This window comes from Silvimonas soli (genome assembly GCF_030035605.1).
In the GTDB taxonomy this organism is placed as follows: domain Bacteria; phylum Pseudomonadota; class Gammaproteobacteria; order Burkholderiales; family Chitinibacteraceae; genus Silvimonas; species Silvimonas soli.
In genome coordinates, this window is sequence record NZ_CP106736.1 from 4,115,606 (window position 1) to 4,141,879 (window position 26,274).

The 26,274-nt window shown below is 56.9% G+C and carries 25 protein-coding genes; 18 read left to right on the forward strand and 7 right to left on the reverse strand.

Features of this window, described 5'->3' with window-relative positions:
* Positions 1-56 precede the first annotated feature (56 nt).
* The gene (locus N7220_RS18900; RefSeq protein WP_283149085.1) at positions 57-581 is read right to left on the reverse strand and encodes a DUF7931 domain-containing protein; all 525 of its coding nucleotides are present in this window, start codon (positions 579-581) and stop codon (positions 57-59) included.
* Positions 511-1,632, reverse strand: a complete 1,122-nt coding sequence (locus N7220_RS18905) for a cupin domain-containing protein (RefSeq protein ID WP_283149086.1) — start codon at positions 1,630-1,632, stop codon at positions 511-513. Before N7220_RS18905 ends, N7220_RS18900 begins: the two co-directional genes overlap by 71 nt.
* Here N7220_RS18905 and N7220_RS18910 point away from each other — a divergent pair.
* The 5 genes from N7220_RS18910 (at position 1,625) to N7220_RS18930 (ending at position 8,350) form a co-directional block, all read left to right on the forward strand.
* Complete coding sequence (locus N7220_RS18910; protein ID WP_283149087.1) at positions 1,625-2,161, forward strand: peroxiredoxin; 537 nt, start codon at positions 1,625-1,627, stop codon at positions 2,159-2,161. The two genes, N7220_RS18905 and N7220_RS18910, sit on opposite strands and share 8 nt — an antisense overlap.
* 5 nt (positions 2,162-2,166) lie before the next feature.
* The gene (locus tag N7220_RS18915) at positions 2,167-2,646 is read left to right on the forward strand and encodes an FKBP-type peptidyl-prolyl cis-trans isomerase (protein ID WP_283149088.1); all 480 of its coding nucleotides are present in this window, start codon (positions 2,167-2,169) and stop codon (positions 2,644-2,646) included.
* 792 nt (positions 2,647-3,438) lie between these two features.
* Positions 3,439-6,324 carry a ribonucleoside-diphosphate reductase subunit alpha gene (locus N7220_RS18920; protein WP_283149089.1) on the forward strand — a complete coding sequence of 962 codons (2,886 nt, stop codon included), beginning with the start codon at positions 3,439-3,441 and terminating at the stop codon, positions 6,322-6,324.
* A 139-nt stretch (positions 6,325-6,463) separates the two neighbouring features.
* The gene (locus N7220_RS18925) at positions 6,464-7,063 is read left to right on the forward strand and encodes a hypothetical protein (RefSeq protein WP_283149090.1); all 600 of its coding nucleotides are present in this window, start codon (positions 6,464-6,466) and stop codon (positions 7,061-7,063) included.
* A 174-nt stretch (positions 7,064-7,237) separates the two neighbouring features.
* Entirely contained in the window at positions 7,238-8,350 is a 1,113-nt protein-coding gene (locus N7220_RS18930; protein WP_283149091.1) for a ribonucleotide-diphosphate reductase subunit beta, read from the forward strand.
* Positions 8,351-8,587: 237 nt separating this feature from the next.
* Here N7220_RS18930 and N7220_RS18935 read toward each other — a convergent pair whose 3' ends face one another.
* The gene (locus N7220_RS18935) at positions 8,588-9,691 is read right to left on the reverse strand and encodes an aldo/keto reductase (RefSeq protein ID WP_283149092.1); all 1,104 of its coding nucleotides are present in this window, start codon (positions 9,689-9,691) and stop codon (positions 8,588-8,590) included.
* Positions 9,692-9,808: 117 nt separating this feature from the next.
* Between N7220_RS18935 and N7220_RS18940 the strand changes: the two genes are divergently transcribed.
* Positions 9,809-10,732, forward strand: a complete 924-nt coding sequence (locus tag N7220_RS18940; RefSeq protein WP_283149093.1) for a LysR family transcriptional regulator — start codon at positions 9,809-9,811, stop codon at positions 10,730-10,732.
* Here N7220_RS18940 and N7220_RS18945 read toward each other — a convergent pair.
* Positions 10,729-11,118 carry a cupin domain-containing protein gene (locus N7220_RS18945; protein ID WP_283149094.1) on the reverse strand — a complete coding sequence of 130 codons (390 nt, stop codon included), beginning with the start codon at positions 11,116-11,118 and terminating at the stop codon, positions 10,729-10,731. The genes N7220_RS18940 and N7220_RS18945 overlap by 4 nt on opposite strands.
* A gap of 68 nt (positions 11,119-11,186) precedes the next feature.
* Positions 11,187-12,026, reverse strand: coding sequence for a DMT family transporter (locus N7220_RS18950; RefSeq protein WP_283149095.1), 840 nt, complete (start codon positions 12,024-12,026; stop codon positions 11,187-11,189).
* Between the two features lie 105 nt (positions 12,027-12,131).
* On the opposite strand from N7220_RS18950, the gene N7220_RS18955 reads away from it, so the two are divergent.
* From N7220_RS18955 to N7220_RS18965, 3 genes are all read left to right on the forward strand, one after another.
* Positions 12,132-12,803 (forward strand): TetR/AcrR family transcriptional regulator, encoded by a 672-nt coding sequence (locus tag N7220_RS18955; RefSeq protein WP_283149096.1) that lies wholly within the window; start codon positions 12,132-12,134, stop codon positions 12,801-12,803.
* Between the two features lie 71 nt (positions 12,804-12,874).
* Positions 12,875-13,774 (forward strand): alpha/beta hydrolase, encoded by a 900-nt coding sequence (locus tag N7220_RS18960; RefSeq protein ID WP_283149097.1) that lies wholly within the window; start codon positions 12,875-12,877, stop codon positions 13,772-13,774.
* 71 nt (positions 13,775-13,845) lie between these two features.
* Positions 13,846-14,289: a DUF2214 family protein gene (locus N7220_RS18965; RefSeq protein ID WP_283149098.1), complete on the forward strand. Its 444-nt coding sequence runs from the start codon at positions 13,846-13,848 to the stop codon at positions 14,287-14,289.
* Positions 14,290-14,804: 515 nt separating this feature from the next.
* Here the strand turns inward: N7220_RS18965 and N7220_RS18970 are convergent.
* Complete coding sequence (locus N7220_RS18970; protein ID WP_283149099.1) at positions 14,805-15,758, reverse strand: LysR family transcriptional regulator; 954 nt, start codon at positions 15,756-15,758, stop codon at positions 14,805-14,807.
* Positions 15,759-15,987: 229 nt separating this feature from the next.
* On the opposite strand from N7220_RS18970, the gene N7220_RS18975 reads away from it, so the two are divergent.
* The 8 genes from N7220_RS18975 to N7220_RS19010 all read left to right on the forward strand — a co-directional run bounded on the left by N7220_RS18975 (position 15,988) and on the right by N7220_RS19010 (position 24,221).
* Positions 15,988-16,845 (forward strand): fumarylacetoacetate hydrolase family protein, encoded by an 858-nt coding sequence (locus tag N7220_RS18975; RefSeq protein ID WP_283149100.1) that lies wholly within the window; start codon positions 15,988-15,990, stop codon positions 16,843-16,845.
* 57 nt (positions 16,846-16,902) lie between these two features.
* On the forward strand, positions 16,903-17,655 hold the full coding sequence (locus N7220_RS18980) for an SDR family NAD(P)-dependent oxidoreductase (protein ID WP_283149101.1): 753 nt from the start codon (positions 16,903-16,905) through the stop codon (positions 17,653-17,655).
* 96 nt (positions 17,656-17,751) lie between these two features.
* Positions 17,752-18,930 carry an L-rhamnonate dehydratase gene (rhmD, locus tag N7220_RS18985; RefSeq protein ID WP_283149102.1) on the forward strand — a complete coding sequence of 393 codons (1,179 nt, stop codon included), beginning with the start codon at positions 17,752-17,754 and terminating at the stop codon, positions 18,928-18,930.
* Positions 18,931-19,416: 486 nt separating this feature from the next.
* Positions 19,417-20,169, forward strand: a complete 753-nt coding sequence (gene lra1 / locus N7220_RS18990; RefSeq protein ID WP_283149103.1) for an L-rhamnose 1-dehydrogenase Lra1 — start codon at positions 19,417-19,419, stop codon at positions 20,167-20,169.
* A 113-nt stretch (positions 20,170-20,282) separates the two neighbouring features.
* The gene (gene rhaM / locus N7220_RS18995; RefSeq protein WP_283149104.1) at positions 20,283-20,597 is read left to right on the forward strand and encodes an L-rhamnose mutarotase; all 315 of its coding nucleotides are present in this window, start codon (positions 20,283-20,285) and stop codon (positions 20,595-20,597) included.
* A gap of 7 nt (positions 20,598-20,604) precedes the next feature.
* Entirely contained in the window at positions 20,605-21,495 is an 891-nt protein-coding gene (locus N7220_RS19000) for an amidohydrolase family protein (protein WP_283149105.1), read from the forward strand.
* 132 nt (positions 21,496-21,627) lie between these two features.
* Complete coding sequence (locus N7220_RS19005; protein WP_283149106.1) at positions 21,628-23,154, forward strand: sugar ABC transporter ATP-binding protein; 1,527 nt, start codon at positions 21,628-21,630, stop codon at positions 23,152-23,154.
* 56 nt (positions 23,155-23,210) lie between these two features.
* The gene (locus N7220_RS19010; protein WP_283149107.1) at positions 23,211-24,221 is read left to right on the forward strand and encodes an ABC transporter permease; all 1,011 of its coding nucleotides are present in this window, start codon (positions 23,211-23,213) and stop codon (positions 24,219-24,221) included.
* A gap of 560 nt (positions 24,222-24,781) precedes the next feature.
* Here the strand turns inward: N7220_RS19010 and N7220_RS19015 are convergent.
* Entirely contained in the window at positions 24,782-25,018 is a 237-nt protein-coding gene (locus tag N7220_RS19015) for a hypothetical protein (protein WP_283149108.1), read from the reverse strand.
* A 141-nt stretch (positions 25,019-25,159) separates the two neighbouring features.
* On the opposite strand from N7220_RS19015, the gene N7220_RS19020 reads away from it, so the two are divergent.
* Entirely contained in the window at positions 25,160-26,167 is a 1,008-nt protein-coding gene (locus N7220_RS19020; RefSeq protein ID WP_283149109.1) for an ABC transporter permease, read from the forward strand.
* Positions 26,168-26,274: the final 107 nt, after the last annotated feature.

A 26,274-nucleotide genomic window follows, 5' to 3' on the forward strand; every position in this document is an offset into this window, starting at 1 on the left:
CTGGGAGGCGCACCAAACTGTAGCGCGCTGAGATTTTTACAACAAATGTCAAACGCTCATAAATCAAGCCTACGCCAATCTGGCGTAACGTTCGAACATTCCCACGCCTTATCAAAGGCTTGTCGCATTTTAGCGACGTCGCGCGCATCGTCTGCGCATTCACTTTTCGGCCAATCAAAGTGACAACGTCTTACAAACCGTTGCATATCGGCCAGAATAAATGGCGAAAACAACGCTGGCATATCCGGATTAGCCAAATGCATCTGTAATCTTTGATTCTGGCGATTCTCCAATTCCAGTAGCAACGGACATTGGCTGGCAATGAATTCGGTTGAATGCGCCAGAATGCGGATCTGCGCTGCGGGATTGCGCGCCAGCAAGGCGGCCATGGCCTCGGTCATGGCGCGGCTCTCAAGGCCGCACTGGCTGAAGTCTCGTTCGTACATCATGAGGCTGTGGCTGGCGCCCTGAATCAGCGCCAGTGTGGCCTCACGATATTCTTTGTAAGTCTCAAATTTTGCCGACATGAAGGTAGCCATAGTCGTAGCAGGTATAGAGCGCTTCGAGTACTGCATCGTCATATTGCGCCGCTGGCAGGCGGCGGCTATCGGCCAGGCGACGCAAGGTTTCCACCGCGTCTGCTTCGGCCTCCAGTTCTTCGCCATTAATAAAGAGCTGTTCTCCTTCATAGAGCATGAGGGATTTCAGGTCCAGATAAACGCCCTGTGCCTGCGCTTGTTCGGCAAATTCGTCAAAATCCAGTGCTTCATCTGGCGCGGTGTAGAACACGTGTGGTTTGGGCTCGGTAAAGTAACGGCCAACAAACTTGCGCACATCGGCGTCGGTCCACGTTAGTTGCGTGAGCATTGATTCGATTTTGCCCACAAAGGCCAGATCAATCTCACCCGGTCGAGCAGTGGGTTGACGCTCCGGATCGCCATAAACGCCGGTCAGACGCAGCTCGTCTTGCAGGTATTCCAGAAACTTGCCGACGATTTCCTGTTCAGTGGGCGCCCGAAAACCGATCGAATATGTCATGCCAGGTTCCAGCGCCACGCCGTAGTGCGCGTATTTGGGCGGCAGATACAGCATGTCGCCGTGATCCAGAATCCATTCCTGTTCGGATGAAAAATCGCGCAAAACGCGGATGGGCGCGTCTTCAATAAAATTGCCCGCGTCATCGCTGGAAATCTGCCAGCGCTTTTTGCCGCCCACCTGCAGCAAGAACACATCATAAGAATCGTAGTGTGGGCCAACCGTGCCGCCCGGTGGGGCGTAGGAGATCATCAGATCGTCCAGCCGGGTATACGGCAAAAAATTGAATTCATAGAGCAGATCAGCAATATGCGGCACGTGGTGATTCACGCTCTGCACCAGCACTGTCCAGTCGGTTTCTGGCAATCGGTCAAAGCGGCTGGCGCGAAACGGGCCGTTTTCTACCAGCCAGCGCTCATCACGACGCTCAATGAGCCGCGATTCCACGTCATCTTGCTGAGCGAGCGCAATCAACCTGGGTAAATCAATCAGTTCTGGGAAATCTTGCCAGGCATTGCGGATCAATAACGGCTGCTTTTGCCAGTAATCTGTCAGAAATTGCTCTGCAGTCAGTCCACCCAGGAGTTGTTTGTTCATTGGCTCGGCTATAACGGAGAAAAACGAGGCAATCATTATCCCACTACGCAAGGGAGCTGACATGCTCAAAGACGGGGAAATTGCACCGGACTTTGCATTACACGATGCCCAGATGCAGTTGATCCGGCTATCGGATTTGCTTGGGCAACATCATGTGGTGCTCTATTTCTTTAACAGGGATCACTCTCCTGGCGGAGTGACCGAGGCCGTAGAGTTCAGTGATCGCGCCGAAACATTTCGGGCGCACGGCACGCTGGTGTTGGGCGTGAGTCTGGATGACTGTCTGGCGCATGAGGCTTTTCGCGATGAACACGGCATCGAATTTCATCTTTTGTCTGATGCGGAAGGCGAGGTGAGCCGGCTCTATCATGTTTTGCGGGAATGGGTGGGCGCAGGCATGGTAAAATACGGGATTGAACGCTCTACCTTTGTGATCGACCGGCAGGGCGTGATCCGCCACGCGCTGTATCACGTGCTCCCGAAAGGGCACGCGGCGGAAATACTTTCACTTGTTAAACAGTTAGGATAAACCCGATGCAAATCGCCAAAGACACGGTCGTAACGCTGAACTACGAGATGTTCGACACCTCGGGCAAATCGCTCGACAAAACCGAACAGCCTATCGTTTATCTGCACGGCGGTTACGACAACATTCTGCCGCTGGTAGAAGAAGCACTGCATGGCAAGGCCAAGGGTGATTCCATTGATGTCACCATGGAACCCGATGATGCATTTGGCGAATACGAGCCAGAACTGGTGCGTAAAGAAGCCAAAGACGTGTTCCCGATGGAAGTTGAAGCCGGCATGATGTTTGAAGCCGATGATCCTGCCACTGGCGACGTCATGCTGTTCCGCGTAACCGAAATCAACGGCGGTGAAGTCACCGTTGACGCTAACCACCCGTTCGCAGGCGTGAAAATCCGCTTTGTGGGCAAGGTAGAAGACGTCCGCGCGGCAACTGATGAAGAAATCGCGCACGGTCACGTGCACGGCGAACACGGTCATCATCACTAAGCCGTAGCGCAAGGTGTGCAGGGCTGGCCCGATGCCTTGATGGCATGCGAGCGTTGCAAAAGGCGAACCAATGCGGTTCGCCTTTTTCTATTTTGTGGTGGGCGAAAGGGCTTCATTAGCCCAAGGCATCTCAATTTGTCCTGGTTTTGTAGCCCGGATGGAGCCACAGGCGAGAATCCGGGGTGCAACGGTGGAAAATTTAAATGTTGGTGGTTTGTTGGCGCATTGCGGTCCCGAATACCCGCTGCTCCATTGCAATTGTCATGTGTAACGTTCAAGGGCGTTGCGGGGGAACCCCCGAAGGGCAGCTCCATCCGGGTTACGGGCAGAGGTTCGCCATTTTCATGTTGCATCACTGATCGCAAAAACGCCTCTGAAAGGCACTGTTTTGGCGCTTTCAGAGGTTCTGGTTTTACCCGTTTTGGTGCCCGCCCAAGCATCCTCGCAACACCGAATATCCGCTTTCGACAGGCTGTCTCAATCGTGCAACGCCTCCTATGCCGCATGAATAAAGGCTTCGCGTTATGCATTGCAAATATATTTCCGTTTGTCGCCTTATCACATCTTTTTCCGGTTGCGCTAGCGCTGGGTCTTCCCCTAGTATTTGTGTCTGAACGTTGAGTCGAACACAAGATGTAGTGGTTCTTCACAATTTATACACAGAATTGTCCACAGTGGGTCGGTCCACTCCCAAGTCTTTGATTTGTGGAACAAACCGGCCACAAATAACACCTAGCCAGAAGGAAGCACGCGCAAATGTACGCCACACTGGATAGCACCGCAGGAAGCCGCATGACCGAAGCTGTAGATCCCCAAGTTGCCACCGATAACACTCGCTACGAGCAATATAAAACCATTCGCCGTAACGGCGCTGTGGTGCCGTTTGCGCCGTCCAAAATCACGGTAGCCGTGACCAAGGCGTATATCGCTGTGCATGGGAATCAAGCTGCGGCCAGTGCAGCGGTGCGTGAACGGGTGGAAGCGCTGACCGAGCAGGTCGTCAACGCGCTCATGCGCCGCAAGCCTGAAGGCGGTGCAATCCATATTGAAGATATCCAGGACCAGGTTGAACTGGCCCTGATGCGTTCCGGCGAGCATGACATCGCCCGCGCTTATGTGCTGTATCGCGAGCAACGCAAGTCGGATCGCGCCGCCAAGGGCGAAAGCCACGAGATCACCACCGAGCAACACGGCAGCATCAATGTCGCGTTTGATGACGGCAGCCGTCGCCCGCTGGATATCGCTCGCCTGAAGGCCCTGATTGCTTCGTCTTGCTCCGGTTTCGAAAAAGAAACCAGCGCATCGACCATCCTGGCTGAAACGCTGAAGAACCTGTACGACGGTGTGCCGGTTGAAGAAGTGCGCAAGTCGGCGATTCTGGCGGCACGTGGCCGTATTGAAATCGACCCGGCCTACAGCTTTGTCACTGCGCGTCTGCTGCTGGATGTAGCTCGCCGCGAAGTGTTGGGCGAAGAAGCCAGCCATGAAGAAATGGCGACCAAATACGCTGAAGCGTTCCCGCGCCTGATCAAAAAGGGCATCGAGAACGAACTGCTGGACGAAAAACTCGGCCAGTACGATCTGGCGCGCCTGGGCGCAGCGCTGGATCACACCCGCGATTACAAATTCGGCTACCTGGGTCTGCAAACCCTGTATGACCGCTATTTCCTGCACGTGCACGGCACCCGCATTGAACTGCCGCAAGTGTTCTTCATGCGCGTGGCCATGGGCCTGTCGCTGAACGAAGTGGACCGCGAAGCGCGCGCCATCGAGTTCTACAACGTGTTGTCGACCTTTGACTTCATGTCCAGCACCCCGACACTGTTCAACTCCGGTACCCGTCGCAGCCAATTGTCCAGCTGCTACCTGACCACCGTGGCTGATGATCTGGAAGGCATTTATGAAGCACTGAAAGAAAACGCGTTGCTGTCCAAGTTTGCCGGTGGTCTGGGTAATGACTGGACGCCAGTGCGTTCGCTGGGTAGCCACATCAAGGGCACCAACGGCAAATCGCAAGGCGTGGTGCCGTTCCTGAAAGTGGTGAACGACACCGCCGTGGCGGTGAATCAGGGCGGCAAGCGCAAAGGCGCGGTCTGCGCGTACCTGGAAACATGGCACGCAGATATCGAAGAATTCCTGGAACTGCGCAAGAACACCGGTGATGATCGCCGCCGCACCCACGACATGAACACCGCGAACTGGATTCCGGACTTGTTCATGAAGCGTGTGATGGAAGGCTCTGACTGGACTCTGTTCTCGCCAGCTGAAACACCAGATCTGCACGATCTGTACGGCAAGAAGTTTGAAGAGGTTTACACCCGCTACGAGGAAAAAGCGGCGCGTGGCGAAATGCGCGTAGCCAAGAAGCTGCCGGCACAAACCCTGTGGCGCAAGATGCTGACCATGTTGTTTGAAACAGGTCACCCATGGATCACGTTCAAAGACCCATGCAACATCCGTAGCCCGCAACAACATATTGGTGTGGTTCACAGTTCCAACCTGTGCACTGAAATCACCTTGAACACCAATGACAGCGAAATCGCGGTATGTAACCTGGGTTCCGTGAACCTGGCGAACCATCTGAAAGACGGCAAGCTGGATTCCGAAAAAGTCGGCCGCACCGTGAAGACTGCGATGCGCATGCTCGATAATGTGATCGACATCAACTACTACGCTGTGCGCAAGGCCCGTAACTCCAACCTGAAACATCGCCCGGTGGGTATGGGTCTGATGGGCTTCCAGGATGCGTTGCACACCCTGCGTATGCCGTATGCCTCTGACGCCGCCGTGCAGTTTGCTGATGAATCGATGGAAATCATCGCTTATCACGCTTACTGGGCTTCGACCGAACTGGCACAGGAACGTGGCACCTACCCAAGCTACAAGGGCAGCCTGTGGGACCGTGGCATTCTGCCGCAGGACTCCAACCAACTGCTGGCCGAAGAGCGCGGTGGTTACCTGGAAGTGGATACCAGCTCACAACTGGACTGGACATCGCTGCGCGAACGCATCGCCACCTACGGTATGCGTAACAGCAACTGCCTGGCGATTGCGCCGACCGCAACGATTTCCAACATTGTTGGCGTAGATGCTTCGATCGAACCGACTTACCAGAACTTGTTCGTGAAATCGAACCTGTCTGGCGAGTTCACCGTGATCAACGATCACTTGGTGCATGACCTGAAAGAACGCGGTCTGTGGGATGAAGTCATGATCTCCGACCTCAAGTACTTCGACGGTTCCGTGGCCAAGATCGACCGCATTCCGGCTGACCTGCGCGAGCAATATGCCACTGCGTTCGAGATGGACCCGAAATGGCTGGTGGAAGCCGCATCGCGTCGCCAGAAGTGGATCGACCAGGCCCAAAGCCTGAACATCTACATGGCCGGTGCCTCGGGCAAGAAGCTGGACGAACTGTACAAGCACGCATGGTTGCGCGGTCTGAAGACCACTTACTATCTGCGTACTTTGTCTGCCAGCAGCGCTGAGAAGTCGACAGGTCGTGGTGGTGAACTGAACTCGGTGCCGGTGGATGGTGGCTTGTCTGCACCTCCTGCCCCTAACGCACCGGCAATCCCTTCGGCACCCGCAGCGCCAGCCGCGGTAGCAGAAATGGAACCCGCAACCGACATGAAGTTTTGCTCCATCGACAACCCTGATTGCGAGGCTTGCCAGTAAAGCCGCGTGACACACCGCCCCGCTTTCGGGGCGGTGTTGTTGTCAGATCAGACAAAGCTCGGACAGATCGAAATAGCCAGGCGGAACAACGTTTTGCCTGTAGACAGGTCCAAATGGTTTGCCCAGAGGGTTTGCCACAATGCTGAAGCGGCTGTTGCTGTTATTGACTTGCATCGTGCTGTTATCGGCTTGCGCCACCAGGCCGCAACTCTCCACCACTGGCATTATGGTGCCGCCAGCGGGGCAGGCTTATGCGGTACTGGCCATTACGTTTACCAGTTTTGATCGCGACACCACCAATACCAGCGTGGTGCTGCAAGGCCCGATGGGCCAGAAAGAATATTTTGCCCAAGTCATGACGGACTTTATCCGCGATGCGGGCGATATCCCGGATACGCCGGGCAAGCTGCACCTGATTACCTTGCCGCCGGGCCACTACACCATGCCGATGGCTTGGGGGCGCTGGAATGACGGCAGCGATACGATCATGTTCAGCCACCATGTAGACCGGATACCGCTGAATCTGCAGTTTGATGTTGCAGCGGGCGAAGTGATTTACCTGGGCGACGTGCATCTGGATCTGAATCTGCGATCCAGCGCGCGATTAAGCGATCAGCATGCCCGGGATTTCAACCATATAAAAACCATCTGGAAAGTGCCGGATACCTCCAGCATCCAGATTCGCTTGCCGCAACCGATACCGGGAACGGCAACGCCAGCAGTACAGCCCGCGCAATAGCGGGGCAGCATCGCCACTGATGCATGCAACTACGGCAACAAGAAGAGTGCCAGAAATACACGAACGAGCGGAGTGCGCGGATGAATCACTTCATCGCTATCTGACTGATTCAAAGTACAAAATTTGATTTTTACTCATTCTGATTAATTTAGAGTTATTTGAAAGGACCAACCCATGCTGAGTTTTGACGACGACATCGTTTCCGCCCCGGCCCCCAAGCCTGCTGCCCCCGCTGCCAGCACTCATGCTGTACCGGCATCGGCCATCAGCAACCGTGTGCGCGCCGACGACAAACGCGTCATCAACGGCACTACCGACGTCAACCAGCTGGTGCCGTTCAAGCACAAATGGGCGTGGGAAAAGTATCTGGCGCAGTGTGCAAACCACTGGATGCCGCAAGAAGTGAACATGCAGCGCGACATCGAACTGTGGAAGAGCCCCAATGGCCTGACCGACGACGAACGCCGTTTGGTGAAGCGCAACCTGGGCTTCTTTGTGACCGCCGATTCGCTGGCCGCCAACAACATCGTGCTGGGCACATATCGCCAGATCACCTCGCCAGAATGCCGCCAGTTCTTGCTGCGCCAGGCGTTTGACGAAGCCATTCACACCCACGCTTACCAATATATTGTGGAAAGTCTGGGCCTGGACGAAGGCGAAGTGTTCAACGCCTACCAGGAAGTGGCGTCGATCCGCGACAAAGACGAATTCCTGATTCCGTTCATCAACGTGCTGACCAACCCGGAATTCAAAACCGGCACGCTGGAAACCGATCAGCAACTGCTGCGTTCGATCATCGTGTTTGCCTGCATCATGGAAGGCCTGTTCTTCTACGTCGGCTTTGTGCAAATCCTGGCGCTCGGCCGCCAGAACAAAATGACCGGCGCTGCGGAACAGTATCAATACATCCTGCGTGATGAATCGATGCACTGCAATTTCGGCATCGACTTGATCAACACCATCAAGCAAGAAAACCCGCAACTGTGGACTGAGCCTTTCAAAAACGAAATCTATGACCTGTTCAAAAAGGCCGTAGAACTCGAATATGCCTACGCCGAAGACACCATGCCGCGCGGCGTGCTGGGCCTGAACGCCAGCCAGTTCAAAGAATACCTGCGCTTCATCGCCAACCGCCGCCTGCAACAAATCGGCCTGGAAGCTTTGTTCCCCGGCGTCTCTAACCCATTCCCATGGATGAGCGAGATGATCGACTTGAAGAAAGAAAAGAATTTCTTTGAGACTCGGGTAACTGAGTATCAGACGGGTGGGGCGTTGAGCTGGGATTGAGGTTGTGTGTTTGAAGAAAAAAGCCGCTTTATGCGGCTTTTTTCTTTTAGGTTTTTAGAAAAGCATCGTAGCCCGTATGAAGCGCAGCGAGAATCCGGGGTGGCAATGTATCACTGGTTCATCTGCATATATCTTGGCGAATATGGCAACCCCGGATTCCCGCCTGCGGCTTCATCCGGGCTACATGATCGAGTCATTTCTGTAGCCCAGATGAAGCGTGGCGAGAAGCCCGCCCGTTTATTCCTGCGCCGGAGGTACTACCGTTGCTGGCGCAAAACTCGTCGGCTGGCTGGCCACGGTTACTCCGCCATGAATGCGATGCTGGTGGTTGTCGGCAAACATGTAATACGGAAACGGCCGGGCTGGTTCGCTGGCTTGATCCAGTCGCGCAACCAGTTCGGTGGGGATATCGAACTCCAGCGAGCGCAGGGTTTGCTGCAGCTGTTCCGGTTTGGTGGCGCCGACGATCACGCTGGCAACGCCTTTGCGGTGAGACAGCCAGTTAAGCGCCACTTGCGCCATTGGGCGGTTGAGTTCGTTGGCGACTTTTTCCAGCTCGGCCACGATTGCAAAATTGCGTGGGGTCAGTTTTTCAAAGCCGGGCGAGGGTTTGTCTGCCACTTGCTGCAAACGCCCATCGCCAAACTGGCCGCCCTGGCTGGGTTTGTATTTGCCAGACAACAGACCCATCGCCAGCGGGCTCCAGGTGACCAGGCCCATGCCCAGTTCAGTAGCCAGATCAGCAAATTCAAGCTCGGCGTTGCGCTCAATCATCGAGTATTCCAGCTGCATGGCGGCGACCGGCTCGTAGCCGCGCCACTGCGCAATGGTTTGGGCGCGACCAGCATACCAGGCTGGCGTATCGGACAAACCCACGTAGCGGATCTTGCCCGCGCGCACGGCATCGTCCATGGTGCGCATCACTTCTTCCACTGGTGTCATGCGGTCCCACGTATGCAGGTAGTAAAGATCGATGTAGTCCGTGCCCATGCGCTTGAGCGAGCCATCCAGCGCGCGCATCAGGTTTTTGCGATGGTTGCCGCCCGCGTTGGGGTTGCCGGGTTCGGCGTTGTAGCTGTATTTGGTCGCCAGCACGATCCGATCGCGCACGCCGCGCTCGGCAATGAATTCACCCAGCCATTGCTCGCTGGTGCCGCCCGTATACAGGTCGGCGGTATCGACAAAGTTGCCGCCATGCTCCAGGTAAATATCAAACAGACTTTTGGCCGTATCGCGTTCTGTACCCCAGCCCCATTCGGTGCCAAAGGTCATGGTGCCCAGTGAGAACGGGCTGACGCGCAAACCGGAACGGCCCAGCAGGTTGTAAGTGGCGGTAGTCATGATGTAGCTCCTTGAATTGGCGAGAAGAAGAGCCATCCCGGTGGGCGACTCGGTGTTGACGGAACCCATATTGCTCTGCTTAATTGTGAAGAAAAATGCCATATGGATTGATAGACCATGAAGCAAAACTTCAAAATGGACGCCGCCCAATTGCCCGCATTGCTGGCCTTTGAGCGAGTGGCGCGACACGGCAACTTCAGTAAGGCGGCAGATGAAATGGGCGTCTCGCCGTCGGCGTTGTCGCAAACCATTCGCAACCTGGAAGCGCGCACCGGCATTCATTTGCTCAATCGCACCACGCGCAAGGTGAGTGTGACGGAGGCGGGCATGCGCTTGCTGGCCGGAGCCGCTCCCGGGCTGGCGCAGATCGAAGCCGCGCTGCTTGATCTCGAGGACTTCCGCGATCAGCCCGCAGGAACGCTGCGCATCAACCTGCCGCGCATTGCCTATCGCACCATCATTGCCCCGCATCTGGCCGGGTTCATGCAGACGTATCCCGATTTGCGGCTGGAGTTCCGTATGGAAGAGGGGATGAGCGACATTGTGGGAGACGGTTTTGATGCGGGCATCCGCTTTGGCGAAAGCGTGGCGCGCGATATGGTCGCCGCGCGCATTGGCGGTCCGCGCCGCATTGCGGTTGCCGCTACACCCGCGTACCTGAACCAGCGTGGGCGTCCGCAAACGCCTGAAGACTTGCTGCAGCATGATTGTCTGCGCTATCGCTTTGTCACCAGCGGGCGTTTGTATAACTGGGAGTTCACGCGCGACGGGCGCGAGTTTGAAATCGAACTGGATGGCCGGCTGGTTTACAACGACATTTACGACATGATCGACGCCGCCCGCCACGGCTTGGGTCTGGTGCACGTGACCGAAGACGTGATCGCCGCAGAACTGGCCAGTGGCGAACTGGAGCGCGTGCTGGAACCGTGGTGCACGCCCTTTGCCGGGTTCTTTTTGTATTACGCCAACCGCACGTGGATGCCACGCAAATTGCGGGTTTTCATCGACTGGTTTCAGCAGGCTAATGCCGCCAGCGTCTAGATCCAGACATCATTCTGCGCGGTGCGCTCGCCGCCGACCTCGCCGGTATTGAGCACGCCGCGTGGTTCGATCAACAACAGCTGTACTTCACTTTGCGCATACGGTTTGTGCTCAACGCCCTTGGGGACGACATACATTTCGCCCGGCCGCAGATGCACCGCGCCATCACGAAAATCAATACGCAAATCGCCAGCCAGCACGATGAAGGTTTCGTCGGTATCGGCATGCGAATGCCAGACAAAATCGCCCTCAATGCGCACCACTTTGAACTGGTAATCGTTCATTTCGGCGACGACTTTGGGCGTCCATTGCTCGGCAAATAACGCCAACTTCTGCGCAAAATTGATGGCCTGGTATTGCTGTGCCGATGTGCTGATGTCTGACATGGTGATATGCCCATTTCTCGAAGTTGAACAGCTAGAACCCGAACCGGATTAATCCCGGAGAGGATCGCTCAGCGTTGCCTTTGCACGATGACCAATACAATCCCGCCCAGAATGGCGACAGATGCCACCAGCAGGCGAAAACCAAATGGCTCACCCAAAAACAGAATGCCGCCCATGGCCGCCAGTGCGGGCACACTCAATTGCACCGTTGCTGCGGTAGTCGCTTTAAGCGCGGGCAACACGGCGTACCAGATGGCGTAGCCAATGCCGGAAGCCAGCGCACCCGATGCCAGCGCATACGCCAGACCAGCCGGGTCTACGCTTGCGCTGCGCCACTGCAGCAAACTGCAGAGCAGGGCAATGGGAACCGCTCGCGCAAAGTTGCCCGCAGTAACACGGGTAGGATCGCCCGCCCCGCGACCACGCAACGAATACACGCCCCAGGCCACGCCTGCGCCAATCATCAGCAAAGAGGCTTGCAGCGGTGGTGCAGTCAGACCGGGTAACAACAGACCGATCACGCCCGCCGCCGCCAGCAGCAATCCCAGCCATTGCATGGCTCGCAGCCGTTCGCCGCGCCATAGGCCATGGCTAATCATGCTGATTTGTACCGCGCCGAATAACAGCAAGGCGCCCGTGGCGGCGGGCAGATTGACATACGCAAACGAGAAGCCCGCTGCGTAAATCAGCAGCGCTACCGCAGACTTCCAGCTCCCTTGCCCTCGTGCGGAGCTGGTTCGCGTACGCGCCAGCAAATACAACACAGCCGCACCGGATGCCAGGCGAACACTGGTAAAGCTGGCCGGATCGATAGTGGTGTGGCGCAACGCCATGCGGCAAAGCAATGAATTGCCAGCAAAGGCGATCATGGCCAACAGGGTCAGACAGGAAACGCGTAATGGAGACATCATTTCTTATGGGTTTTGATCTGGATGAACTGCCTCAGCGTAGCAGCTTGATCTGCAACAGAGTAGGGCGCCGAAAACCGTTCAGCGCCGATCAAGATATGTTGATTGAATAAAACGACCGACCGTGCTAATTTTCAACGCATGGGCAAAGGCGAACAGAAACGGCAAGACATTATCGAGCATGCGTTGCTGCTCGCGGGCAAAGTCGGGCTGGAAGGCCTGAGCCTGGGCGGCCTGGCGGCGAGCATGGCGATTTCCAAGAGCGGGCTGTTTGCGCATTTCAAATCCAAAGAGGCGCTGCAGTTAGCGGTGCTGGAACTGGCTTGCGAACGGTTTGCGGCCGAAGTACTGGTGCCAGCAGTGGCTTTGCCACGTGGGCAAAAGCGCTTGAACGGCTTGTTTGAGCATTATCTGGCCTGGATACGCGGCCAGACCAGTCAGGGCAGTTGCATCTTTATGGCGCTGGCCCACGAATATGATGATCGCCCCGGCGAGATTCGCGATGTACTGGTGCAAAGCTGGCGTGACTTTGGCGGTTCTGTGGCGCGCGTGGCCGCTACCGCTATCACCGAAGGCGAGTTTCGCCCGGATTGTGACCCAGCCCAGTTTGCCTTTGAGTTCGTCGGCATTGTCATGGTGTTCCAGCACGCACACAAACTGCTGGGAGAAACGCAGGCCGAAGCGCGGGCACGTCTGGCCTTCAAGCGCTTGATGCGTTCTTACCGCATTGTTGAATCCAGCCCGTCGCCGCGCAACGTACCGTTTGATGCGGCTTGAATGCGCGCGCAGCGATAGTAAAACCAGACCGTCATATCGAATCCCGTTCCACCCAATTACGGAGCCGCACCATGAACCAGGCCGACGCCAAAGTGATCTCTGCAAAAAATAGCACGACCGGTCGTTCTTACGAGCCGCCCGCGCCGAAGTGGCTCAAAACCGGCCTGCGGACGCTGGACGTGGTGATGCCGCGCACCGCAGCCAGTGTGTTGCAGCGCTTGTTCACTACTCCGCCGCGCCCCGCGCTACGCCCGGACGAAGCTGCCGTGCTAGCGCAAGCCCGGCGCTGGCAGGGTCGCGTGCGCGGCATGGCGATGTCGGGCTATGAATGGGGAAATCCGGACGACCCGGCCGTGTTGTTGATTCATGGTTGGGGCGGGCATGCCGGGCATATGTCGGGCATGGTTGAGCCATTGCTGGCGGCGGGTTATCGCGTGCTGGCGGTGGATGTGCCAGGCCACGGCGATTCGCCACGCGGGCAAGTGGCGCTGCCGCACTTTCACGAAGCCATTGAAGAAATGGCCAGCCGCGCCGGGCGGGATTCGGTACAGGGCTTGATTGCGCATTCGTTCGGCGCAGCGGCAGCAACCTATGGTTTGTCGCGGGGATTGCAGATTCCGCGCGTGGTATTTGTCGGGCCAATGACGCAATTTGGCGCGCTCTGGGCGGCGGTACAGGCGCGCACCGGCGTTTCGCAGCGTTTGGTACAGCGCATGATTTCCCGTATGGAAGCACGGTTTTGTCTGGGCTTTGACGAGATCGAGCCCGTAGTGCTGGCCGGGCAATTGCAAACCCCGCTACTGGTGCTGCATGACCTGCATGACGACAAGGTGGCGATTGGCCAAGGTGAAGCGCTGGTGGCCAACTGGCGTGGGGCAGCGCTGCGCACCAGCTCACAACTGGGCCATCTGAAAATACTGAAAGACCAAGCCAGCGTGGCAGCGGCAGTCGGTTTTTTGCAGCGCGCCTAAAGCGGGGGTGATGTTTGATCAATCTGGTCTAACATCATGAGACTAACCCCCGGAGCGCTGGAACCATGACCATGAGTTGGCTACTGGCTGCGATACATCTACTGGGCGTGTGCATTGCCTTCGTCGCAATCTGGTGCCGCGCCCGCGCGCTGGGTCGGGTACACGGTTACGCCGATCTGGCGCCGGTCTTTGCCGCTGATTCGGTCTGGGGACTGAGTGCGCTGCTATTGGTCCTCACCGGCCTCACCCGGGCATTTGGCGGGTTCGAGAAAGGCACAGAATACTACGGCCACCAGCCGTTCTTTCATATCAAAATGGGCTGTCTGGTGGTGGTTCTGCTGCTGGAAATCTACCCGATGATCACCCTGCTGCGCTGGCGTCTCGCCCGCAAGGACACCCGCCCGTCCAACATCGGCGTGGTGCGGCGACTGGCGCAGATCAGTTATGTGCAGAATGGGTTGCTGGTGGTGATGGTGTTGGCTGCAACGGCGATGGCGCGGGGGATTGAGTTGTAGCGACTTGCGCGTGAGAGTGTGCTTTAAGTGCCTATCGGCATGGTGTTGAAATGCGTTTGATACCCCGGGGTGCCCGGGAGCACGTTTCTTTCTTTTGCGTCGCCAAAAGAAAGAAACCAAAGAAAAGGCGACCCGGGCGCAAGCGCCGACGGGGCCCGAAGTCAAAAGCCGAAACGAACAGACTGCTTGCCAGGTATCTTTACGCGCATTCTGTGTTCCCTCGGTCGGCCGGAGCCTAAGGTCTCCGGCTCTCGGTCGGCGTGTTCTGCGGTTTTGTCTGCCAGGTAAAAACCAAAACCGACGTAGCGTAGGGTGGATTCGGAGTAAAGCGGCAATCCACCAGTTGCTGACCCAACCTATAGCCCGGATGAAGCGCTAGCGGGAATACGGGGCAGCAACGCTACAACAGGCCACTGGCGAAAAGTATTCCAGCGGAATCAACCCCGGATTCTCACTGCGTTCCATCCGGGCTACAGGGTTTGCGTGGGCGCTGACCATGTGAACTGGGCCGCCAATCAAACCGCCGCCACCCGCGCCTGCAGCGCCATCCTTCGCACAATCTCAATAAACTCCACCCCAATCCCACTCAGCGTTTCGCCTTTACGCGTCAACAACCCAAATGGCGCCAGGTTCTGCCCAATGGCCAAAGGCAGGGCGGTGAGCAGCTTGGCTGTGAGGTGGTCGCGCAGAACAGGTTCTGCCAAAGCAGTAACTGCATCGCTGCGTTGTACCAACTGCAAAGTCGCGAAGATCGAATCACATTCAACGGTATTGACTGGCGTTGCCGTGTGATTGTGTTCAAACTCGCGTTCCAGCACCTGGCGTGCCGGACTGGCGAGCGGCTGTAGTACCCACGGCCATTTGGCCAGTTCCGCCAGCGTGATGCTCTCGCGCCCGGCCAGCGCATGGCCGCTGCGCACCACCACTTTCATCACTTCATTGCCCAGTGGTTCAAAGTCCAGCCAGTTGTGCTGATTCAGCTCAGAAAACCGCCCAATTGCAAAATCCACTTTGCCTTGTTCCAGCAGATCAATCAGTTGATCGCTGGTTTCGCCTTTGATGCGGATGCGCAGCAGCGGCTTGCGGGTTTTGAGTTCCGAGACTGACTGCGCGACCAGATCCGGCGCTGCGCCCATGATGGTGCCGATGATCAACTGCCCAAAGCCGCCTTGCTGCCACAACTGCAGACTATCGGCGCAACGCTGCAAGCCGCCCAGGGTAGTGCGGGCAAAGCGGATGACCTCTTCGCCCACCGCCGTGGGCCGCACACCGCGTGCCAGCCGCTCGAAAAGCGTGCAATCCAGAAACTCTTCCACTTCTCGCAGCATGCGCGTGGCTGCGGGCTGCGACATGGCTAGCGTTTCCGCTGCCTGATGCAAGTTGCCGTGGTCGGCCAGCGACACCAGCAAGAACAAATGTTTGTAGCGCAGGCGATGTAACAACGATTGATAAAAATATTGTTTGAGCATTGCGGTGCACCATTCCAGTGGATTGATCTGTCTTCAGTGTATTGATTTGTATGATTTAAATTACAAATGCTGCGGTCGCATAAAGTGATTGTGCGATACCTTTTAATTATCGAATATAACCAAATTCGCATTAGTCAGGTATTTCACGGCGGGTTAAAACTGTAGCCATTGCAAACGAACTACGTGTTTGGCCGACTCGATGTCGGTGCATCGCACGAGGAGAAGCTTGATGAAATTGCTGCGTTTCGGCCCTGCTGGCCATGAAAAACCCGGTCTGGTTGATGCCAATGGCGTAATCCGTGATCTCTCCGCGGTGGTCAATGACATTGGCGGCGCCACGCTATTGCCAGGCAGTCTGGCCAAACTCAAGGATGTAAAACCCGAAACGCTGCCGACCGCGCCAGCCGGTGCCCGAATCGGGCCGTGTGTGGCGGGCGTGGGCAAGATCATTTGCGTGGGGCTGAACTACAGCGACCACGCCAAAGAATCAAATATGGCGATCCCGACCGAGCCGATCCTGTTCATGAAGCCGGTCAGTTCCATTTGCGGACCGAACGATCATGTGGAAATCCCGCGTGGTGGCGAGAAGACCGACTGGGAAGTCGAGCTGGGCGTGGTGATCGGCAAAACCGCCAAATATGTCGAGAAAGAACACGCGCTGGAACACGTAGCCGGTTACTGCGTGGTGAACGATGTGTCCGAGCGCGCTTTTCAGCTGGAACGTGGTGGCCAGTGGGACAAGGGTAAAGGTCACGACACTTTCGCCCCCATCGGCCCTTGGCTGGTCACGCGTGACGAAGTGCCAGACCCGCAAAACCTGGCGATGTGGCTGGACGTGGATGGCCACCGTTATCAGAACGGCAGCACCAAAACCATGATTTTTGATGTGGCTACGCTGGTGTCGTACATCAGCCAGTTCATGACGCTACAGCCCGGCGATGTGATTGCCACCGGCACACCGCCCGGTGTGGGTTTGGGCCAGAAGCCGCCGGTATACCTGCACGCCGGGCAAACCATGAAATTGGGTATTGCCGGTTTGGGTGAACAAACGCAGCTAACCGTGCCAGCGAAAGTGCCGGGTCGCTAAGGCGACAGACAGGTAGGGCAGGCACAAGCCGCCTTTCAAGATCGCAAAGGAAACCAGATGAACCAGCTAGACCTCAATAACCGCGTTGCCATCATCACCGGCGGTGCTCGTGGTATCGGCTATGGCTCGGCCCAACGCATGCTGCAATCGGGCGCCAGCGTAGCGCTGTGGGACATCGATGCCAAACGCCTGGATGAAGCCGCCAGCGAGCTCTCCAAGCTGGGCAAGGTCAGCGTGCATGCGCTGGATCTGACTGACACCGCCGCCGTAAATGCCGCCGCTGAGGCCACCGTTGCTGCGCACGGCAAAATCGACATTCTGGTCAACAACGCGGGCATTACCGGCGGCAACGGCCTGACTTGGGAACTCGACCCCAAAGGCTGGGCGCGGGTGATTGAAGTTAATCTGGTTGCGCCGTTCCTGGTCTGTCACGCGGTCATCCCGAAAATGCTGGAAAACGGCTATGGCCGGATTGTGAATGTGGCCTCGATTGCCGGTAAAGAAGGCAACCCGACCGCCTCGCACTACAGCGCCTCCAAGGCCGGTTTGATCGGCCTGACCAAATCGCTGGGTAAAGAGTTGGCGACCAAAAACATCATCGTCAATTGCATTACCCCAGCAGCCGCCAAGACCGAAATCTTCGACCAGATGGCGCAGCAGCACATCGATTACATGCTGTCCAAAATTCCGATGGGGCGCTTCTTGCAGGTGGACGAAGTCGCCGCACTGATCGGCTGGCTCAGCTCTGAAGATTGCTCGTTCACCACTGGGGGTGTAATCGACATCTCCGGCGGCCGTGCAACGTATTAAGCGTTTGTAGGGTTTGCACACTGCATGTGCGAACGCGGGTAATTGAACGGTGCGCACCCGTGCGCACCCTACCGTAATAAAGGGCGAAGCATGAGCATGCCAACCATTAAACACATCCGCGCTTTCACCGTGCGCGGCGGCGGGGCGGATTACCACGATCAGGGCGCTGGTCACTGGATTGACGACCATATCGCCACGCCGATGAGCAAGTACGAGCAATACCGCCAAAGCCGCCAGTCCTTCGGTATCAACGTGCTTGGCACTCTGGTGGTTGAGGTTGAGGCCAGCGATGGCACGGTGGGTTTTGCCGTAACTACGGGCGGCGAAATTGGCGCGTTCATTGTCGAGAAACACCTGGCGCGTTTCATCGAAGGCCAGAAGGTGACCGACATTGAAAAAATGTGGGACCAGATGTTCAACGCCACGCTGTATTACGGCCGCAAAGGCGTGGTGATCAATACGATCTCCGGCGTTGATCTGGCGCTGTGGGATTTGCTGGCCAAGGTTCGCGGCGAACCGGTGCATCAATTGCTGGGCGGCCCGGTGCGCGATCAACTGCAGTTTTACGCCACTGGCGCGCGGCCTGATCTGGCCAAAGAAATGGGCTTTATCGGCGGCAAGATGCCACTTCATCACGGCCCGGCCGAAGGCGAAGAAGGCCTGAAAAAGAACCTGGCCATGATCGAAGACATGCGTAACCGCGTGGGCGATGACTTCTGGCTGATGCTCGATTGCTGGATGAGCCTGGACGTTAACTACGCCAGCAAACTGGCGACCAAGGCGCATCAATACGGCCTGAAGTGGATTGAAGAAGCGCTGCCGCCAGATGACTACTGGGGCTACGCCGAACTGCGCAAAAACGTACCCAAAGGCATGTTGGTGACCACCGGTGAGCACGAAGCCACGCGCTGGGGTTTTCGTCTGCTGCTGGAAATGGGTTGCTGCGACATCATCCAGCCGGACGTGGGCTGGTGCGGCGGCATTACCGAACTGATCAAAATTTCCGCCTTGGCCGACGCGCACAACGCGCTGGTCGTGCCTCATGGCTCATCGGTCTACAGCTATCACTTTGTCATTACCCGCCATAACAGCCCGTTTGCCGAGTTTTTGATGATGGCGCCCAAGGCTGACCAGGTGGTGCCGATGTTTAACCCGTTATTGCTGGATGAGCCGGTGCCAGTGAATGGACGGATGTCCGCCAGCGCGCTGGATAAGCCTGGGTTTGGGGTGAGGTTGAATCCGGAGTGCAAGTTGTTTAGGCCTTATGAGCATTGATTTTGCGTAGTTGGTTTTATGTGCCTTTGGCACAAGTAAAGGCATTTGATACCCGGGGGTGCCCGGGAGCACGTTTCTTTTCTTTGCGTCGCCAAAGAAAAGAAACCAAAAGTCCCGCAGAGCGGGATAGCAAAAGGCGACCCCGCTGCCGCAAGGGGGCCCAAGTTCAAAAACCGAAACAAACCATCTGTTTGGCGGGGGCTTTTACGCGCATCCTGCGTTCCCTCGGTCGGCGTGGTTTGCCGCATGGATTGCCAGCGACAGAGCAGTAACCGTGATGTAGCCCGGATGAAGCGTGCCCCTCGGGGGTACCCCTACAAAGCTCTTGGAGAACACGTATGACTGTTGCAGCGGGGAAGCGGGAATCCGGGGTTGCGATGTAACAATGAACAACGGTGGCTGAATTTTGCCCATTTCGTCTCCCGGATTGCTTCGCGAATCCGGGCTACAGATGCAGAACGAAACAAGAATTCGCTGGAGAAACACATGCTGTTAAAAGATAAAACCGTCATCGTCACCGGTGGTTCCCGCGGCATTGGCAAGGCTGTTGCAATCGCTTGCGCTGAGCACGGCGCCAACGTGGTGGTCAGCCATCACAGTCACGCCGATGAAACCGTCACGGCGATCAAGGCGTTGGGCCGTGGCGTGGTGGCGGTGAAAGGCGATGTGGCTGATCCGCAAACTGGCCACCTGCTGGTACAAGCTGCCGTGGAGAACTTTGGCGGTGTCGATGTGTTGGTCAGCAACGCGGGTATCTGCCCGTTCCACGCTTTTCTGGATATGCCACTGGAAACCTTCCAGCGCACCATGGAAGTCAACCTGCACGGCGCGTTCTACGTGACCCAGGCCGTGGCTAACCAGATGAAAAACCAGGGCCGGGGCGGGGCGATTGTCGCAGTGAGTTCGATCTCTGCACTGGTCGGCGGCGAGTTCCAGACCCACTACACGCCGACTAAAGCTGGTGTGCATTCGCTGATGCAATCGTGTGCGATTGCGCTGGGTAAGTACGGCATTCGCTGTAACTCGGTGATGCCGGGCACGATTCTTACCGACATCAACAAAGATGATTTGTCCGACCCGGAAAAGGTCGCGTATTTCGAGAAACGCATCCCGCTGGGCCGCTTTGGCCAGCCGGAAGACCTGGGCGGTGCGGTGGTGTTTTTGGCATCGGATATGGCCGCGTATGTGACTGGCGCATCGTTGCTGGTGGACGGTGGTTTGTTTGTGAATTTGCAGTAAATCCCGGGGTGTAGGGTTTGCACGTTTTTTGTGCGAACGCGTTCAAAGATTTTCCGGGAGTCACGGTGCGCATAAATGCACACCCTACAAATGCATTGAAAACGGAAAACAACATGCAAACCCACGCATTCCGAATGCAGCTCAACCCTGGCATGAAAGCCGAATACCAGCGTCGCCATGACGAAATCTGGCCGGAACTGGTGGTTGCGCTAAAAGCTGCCGGGATCAGCGATTACTGGATTTTTCTGGACGAACAAACGCATAGCCTGTTTGCCGTGCTCAAGGCGACTGAAGACCATGGCATGGACGATTTGCCCAAGCTGCCGATCATGCGCAAATGGTGGGATTACATGGCCGATGTGATGTTGGTTGAACCGGATAACAAGCCGCAGCAATGGGCGCTCACGCCAGTGTTTCACCTGGAGTAACAAGGTCATGACGCTACAGATTGTTGATCCGCATATTCACCTCTGGGCACCGGGCACCTTGCGCTACCCGTGGATGGAAAGTGAAGCGGTCGGTTTTAACGGTGACACGGCGGCCATCAAAAAACCGTACTTGCCGGCGGATCTGCTGGCTGATGCCGGGGACGCCGTACAGGTACTCAAGGTCGTGCACATCGAAGCGATCCCCGAAGATCAACTGGGCGAAACCCAATGGGTGCAATCGCTGGCCAACGATCCAGCCAACATCCCGCTGGCGATCGTCGCGGCGGCAGATTTATCACAGCCAGACGTGGAACACCTGCTGGCTGCGCACGCTGAATACCGCAATGTGCGCGGCATTCGGCAAATTCTGAACGTGCATGAAAACCCGTTTTACGACTACGTCGGCCGCCATTACATGAACGAGGTGCAGTGGCGGCGCAATTTCAAGCTGCTGGCCAAATACAAGCTGTCGTTTGATATGCAGCTGTATCCGTCGCAAATGCCTGCCGCCGCCGTGCTGGCGCGAGACAACCCGGATACGACATTCGTCATTAACCACGCTGGCATGTTTGTAGATCGCAACAGCGTGGATGGCTGGCGCCAGTGGCACGAAGGTCTGATGGCATTGGCCGCGTTGCCGAATGTGTCGGTCAAGATCAGCGGGCTGGGGATGTTTGACCACCAATGGACGGTCGAAAGCCTGCGTCCGTACGTGCTGACGGTGATCGAGATTTTTGGGGCAGAACATTGCATGTTTGCTTCGAATTTTCCGGTCGACAAGCTGTACAGCAGCTATCCGGCGATCTGGCAGGCGTTCGCGCAGATTGTGGCGGATGCCAGCAATGAAGAAAAAGCGCAGTTGTTCCGGCTGAATGCCGAACGGGTTTACCGGATTTGAGTTTATTGATAGCCATCGCCGTTTCAAGGGTTGGCGGGTATGCAGGAAGTAGGGTGCGCCTTCATGCGCACCGAACATTGAATGCGTTCGCACGCGGTGCGTGCAAACCCTACGTATACCAAGGAATATTTGATGGATTCGAGTGCAATGCAACCCCGGCTGGAATTACGCGGCGCCAGTAAAGCGTTTGGTGAGGTCCAGGCCTTGCTCAACGGCTGCCTGTCGCTGTATCCGGGCGAAGTCCATGCCTTGTTGGGCGAGAACGGCGCAGGGAAATCTACGCTGGTGAAGATTCTGGCGGGTGTACACAAGCCCGATACCGGCGCGTTGATCATCGACGGGGTGCAACGCCATTTCGCCTGGCCATCGGACGCGCTGGAAGCGGGTATCGCAGTGATCTACCAGGAACCGACGCTGTTTGCCGACCTTTCGATTGCCGAGAACATCTACATGCGGCGCCAGCCGGTGGACAAGTTCGGGCGCATTCGTTACGACGAAATGAATCGCTGGACCCAGGAAATGCTCAACTCGCTGGGCGTGTCGCTCAAGGCCACGCAACTGGTGCGCGGTTTGTCCATTGCCGATCAGCAAGTGGTGGAGATTGCCAAAGCGCTGTCGCTCAACGCCAATGTATTGATCATGGATGAGCCGACCGCTGCGCTCTCCAAGCCCGAAGTGGAGCGCCTGTTTGCGGTGGCCGAGCGCTTGCGCGGCACCAACGTGGCCATTCTGTTTATTACTCACCGGCTGGAAGAAGTGTTCCGCCTGGCGCAACGCATCACCATCATGCGTGACGGCGCCGCTGTTCATTTCGCCCAGACCCATGAAATGAACCACGACAGCATCGTCGCCAAAATGGTCGGGCGTGATCTCTCCACCTATTACCCCAAGGCCGAAGTCGAATTCGGTGAAGTCGGCTTGTCGGTGCGCAATCTCACGCGTCCCGGCGTGTTTCGCGATATCTCGTTTGATGTGCGCAAAGGCGAGATTGTGGCGCTCTCCGGCTTGGTCGGTGCCGGGCGCAGCGAAGTAGCGCGGGCCATCTTTGGGGTCGATCCAGTTGAGTCGGGCCAGGTGTGGGTGGAAGGCAAACAACTCAAGCTGGGCCAGCCGTCCACCGCCGTAAAAGCCGGTGTGGCACTGGTGCCGGAAGACCGCCGCCAGCAAGGCTTGGCGCTGGATATGCCAATCTCACGCAATGCCTCGCTCACCGTGTTGCAACGGCTGGTGCGTTACGGGCTGATCTCGGGCAAATCCGAACGTGATCTGGCCACCACTTGGGGCAACAAACTCAAGCTCAAGGCCCACACCGTCGATGCGCCTGCCGGGACGCTCTCTGGCGGCAATCAGCAAAAAGTGGTGCTGGGCAAATGGCTGGCGACCAATCCGCACGTGTTGGTCATTGACGAACCCACGCGTGGCATCGACGTCGGTGCGAAGGCCGAGGTCTATCAGACCATGACTGATCTGGTGAAAAACGGCATGGCCGTATTAATGATCTCCAGCGAACTACCTGAAGTACTGGGCATGGCTGATCGCGTACTGGTTATGCACGAAGGCCGCATCACGGCGGATATCCCACGCAGCGAGGCCAACGAAGAACGCATCATGGCTGCCGCGTTGGGCCAGATGGAAAACGGCGTGAGGCAAGCAGCATGAACATGTCCTCGATCATTCATCCCACTCCTTCGGTTCACTCAGCAGGCGCACCACCCATGCCACAAAAACAACAAGAACCGCAGCGCTGGGCATTAACGCTGGCCCGCAACCGTGAAAGCACATTGCTGGTGGTGCTGGTGCTGTTGATTGTGGGCACCTCGCTGGCCAATCCGGCATTCCTGAGCTGGCATAACGCGCGCGATGTGCTGCTGAACGTGGCCATCACCGCCATCCTTACCGCTGGCATGACCGTGGTGATGCTGATGCGACATATCGATTTGTCGATCAGCTCCACACTCGGTATCACCGCCTATGCAGTGGGCTCGTTGTTTATCGCGATACCGGGTTTGCCGATCCCGCTGGCCGTATTTGCCGGGGTGCTGATCGGGCTGTTTGCCGGGTGTATCAACGGCGCGCTGGTCACGTTAGGCCGGGTGCCATCGCTGGTTGCCACGCTGTCTACGCTCTACATCTTTCGCGGCATTGATTATGCGTGGGTCCACGGCGGCCAGATCAACGCCACCAGCTTGCCAGACGCGTTCTCGCATATCGCCAACGGCAATTTTTTCGGCCTGCCGCTGCTGGTAATCATCGCCGCCGTAGTGCTGATAGCGGTGGGTTATTACCTCAAGTTCTATCGTGGCGGCCGCGAGTTTTACGCCATCGGCTCCAATCCTGAAGCCGCTACGCTGGCCGGTATCCGCGTGAACAAGCGGGTGTTCAACGGTTTTGCGCTATCTGGCGCGCTGGCTGGTTTGGCCGGAGTGTTGTGGCTGGCGCGGTTTGGTACGGTGGATGCCAGCACTGGTAAAGGCGTGGAGTTGCAAGTGGTTGCTGCGGCGGTGGTGGGGAGCGTGGCGATTACCGGTGGTGTGGGCAATGTGTGGGGTGCCACGCTGGGTGCGCTGCTGCTGGGGGTGATCAATATTTCGCTGGTGGTATTGCGGGTGTCGTCGTTCTGGCAACTGGCGATCCAGGGCGGGTTGATTGTGCTGGCGATTGTGGGGGATACGTTGTTGTCTCGGCAGATTGCGAAGTGGTCGGTGAGGAAGCGTGAGCATGCTTGAGATTGTGGGGCGTAGGGTGGATTCGGCGCGAAGTCCGTAGCCCGGATGAAGCTGCCCCTCGGGGGTCCCCCACAAAGTCGCTGGACGTTGCGTATGACACTTGCAGTGAGGTAGCGGGAATCCGGGGGCAGGGTGTCAATAAGCTGATAACGCTGACTTGTTAGTGCCTTCGGCACGGTTTGATTGAGATACCCGGTGGTGACCGGGAGCACGTTTCTTTTCTTTGAGTCGCCAAAGAAAAGAAACCAAAAGAAAGGCGACCCGACAGCGCAAGCGCAAACGGGGCCCAAGGTCAAAAGCCGTGCCCCTCGGGGGTACCCCCACAATGCCGTTACGCGTATCGGATGCAAGTTGCAGGGGGAAACGAACAGTTTGTGTATCAGGGTTCTTTTGCGCGGCTCCGCCGTTCCCTCGGTCGGCCGCAGCCTGAGGTCTCCCGCTCTCGGTCGGCGTGGTAAGCATGGATGATGTGCCTGGAAGGAACAGCCGATATTAGTCCCCCTCTTTTTCAAAGAGGGGTTAGGGGAGATTGGGTTTTGGAGTGGACCAGGCCGCAGTGGTTAATCCCTCATTGCAGCCATCTCCCCCAGCCCCTCTTCCAGAAGAGGGGAGCTAACAGCAAAAGCAAAAGCAACAGCAACAGCAACAGCAACAGCAACAGCAACAGCAACAGCAACAGCAACAGCAATGGCAGAAACCTTTGGCAGTACCAGAGTCTCGTCATTCCCGCGAAGGCGGGAATCCAGTGCAACAGTGAACGGTTGTGGTAGCAACGAAAAACAATGGGCACTCGCCAACAGACGAAATGCTTTTAACCCCCCGGATGCCACTGCCGAAGGAGTGTCGGGAAATCTTAGGCTCCCGGCCACCGCCGGGTATGAAAACACCGTGCCGAAGGCACTTAAGAATCACCAGTAGCAGATACACAAAGGCACAAAATGCTCCAAACCCAAAAACTGCAACGCACCTTCGGCTGGGAAGGGATGCTCTGCGTGGTGCTGGTTCTCTCGCTTTCGCTGGGCCGTTTGCTGTCGCCAGAGTTCCTGGGCGCAGCCAATGTCTCCAACTTGCTGGCGGACTTCACCGAAATCGCCCTCATGGCATTGCCCATGACGCTGATCATTGTTGCGGCAGAAATCGACCTGTCGGTCGCGTCAGTCATGGGTATGTCCAGCAGCCTGATGGGCGTGCTGTGGCATATGGGTTTGCCAATGCCCTTGGTCATTACGCTGGTACTACTTGGCGGCATTGCGGCGGGGTTGTTTAACGGGTTGGTGATTGTGCGCCTGGGTTTGCCGTCGCTGGCGATCACCATCGGCACCATGGCCATGTTTCGCGGGTTCTCTTATTTGCTGCTGGGCGATCAGGCGATTGCGGATTTTCCGGCCAATTACACGGCGTTTGGTATTGGTTCGATTGGCGATACCTTTTTGCCGCAGCCGTTTGTACTGGTGATCATCGCCGCGATCCTGTTCACGGTGTTGCTCCAGTCCACCGCTTTTGGTCGCAGTTTGTATGCCATCGGCAGCAACCAGACTGCTGCGCATTTCTCTGGCATTGATGTCGCCAAAACCAAGATCAAATTGTTTGTGATGTCCGGGCTGATGAGCGCCATCGCTGGCGTGGTTTATACGCTGCGCTTTTCCAGCGCTCGCGGCGATAACGGTGAAGGCTTTGAGTTGTCCGTGGTTGCAGCAGTGCTGTTTGGCGGGGTATCGATTTTTGGCGGCAAGGGCTCGCTGGTTGGCGTGTTGTTGTCACTGGTGATTATCGGCGTGCTGAAAAACGCGCTGACGCTGTACGACGTTTCCAGCGAAGTGCTGACGATTGTCACTGGCTTGCTGTTGTTGTCGTCAGTGCTGGTGCCCAACCTGGTCCAGCGCGCGAAAGAAATGCGGCAGAAACGGGCGATTGCGGCGCGGGCTGCAGCGGTGATCACACCGTAGCCCGGATTCCCGCCTGCGGCTCCATCCGGGCTACGGGACACGTTGTAGGGCGGGTGCAACCCGCCATGCAGGCACCACAAAGAACAAGCAGTAAAAAACTCAAGGCC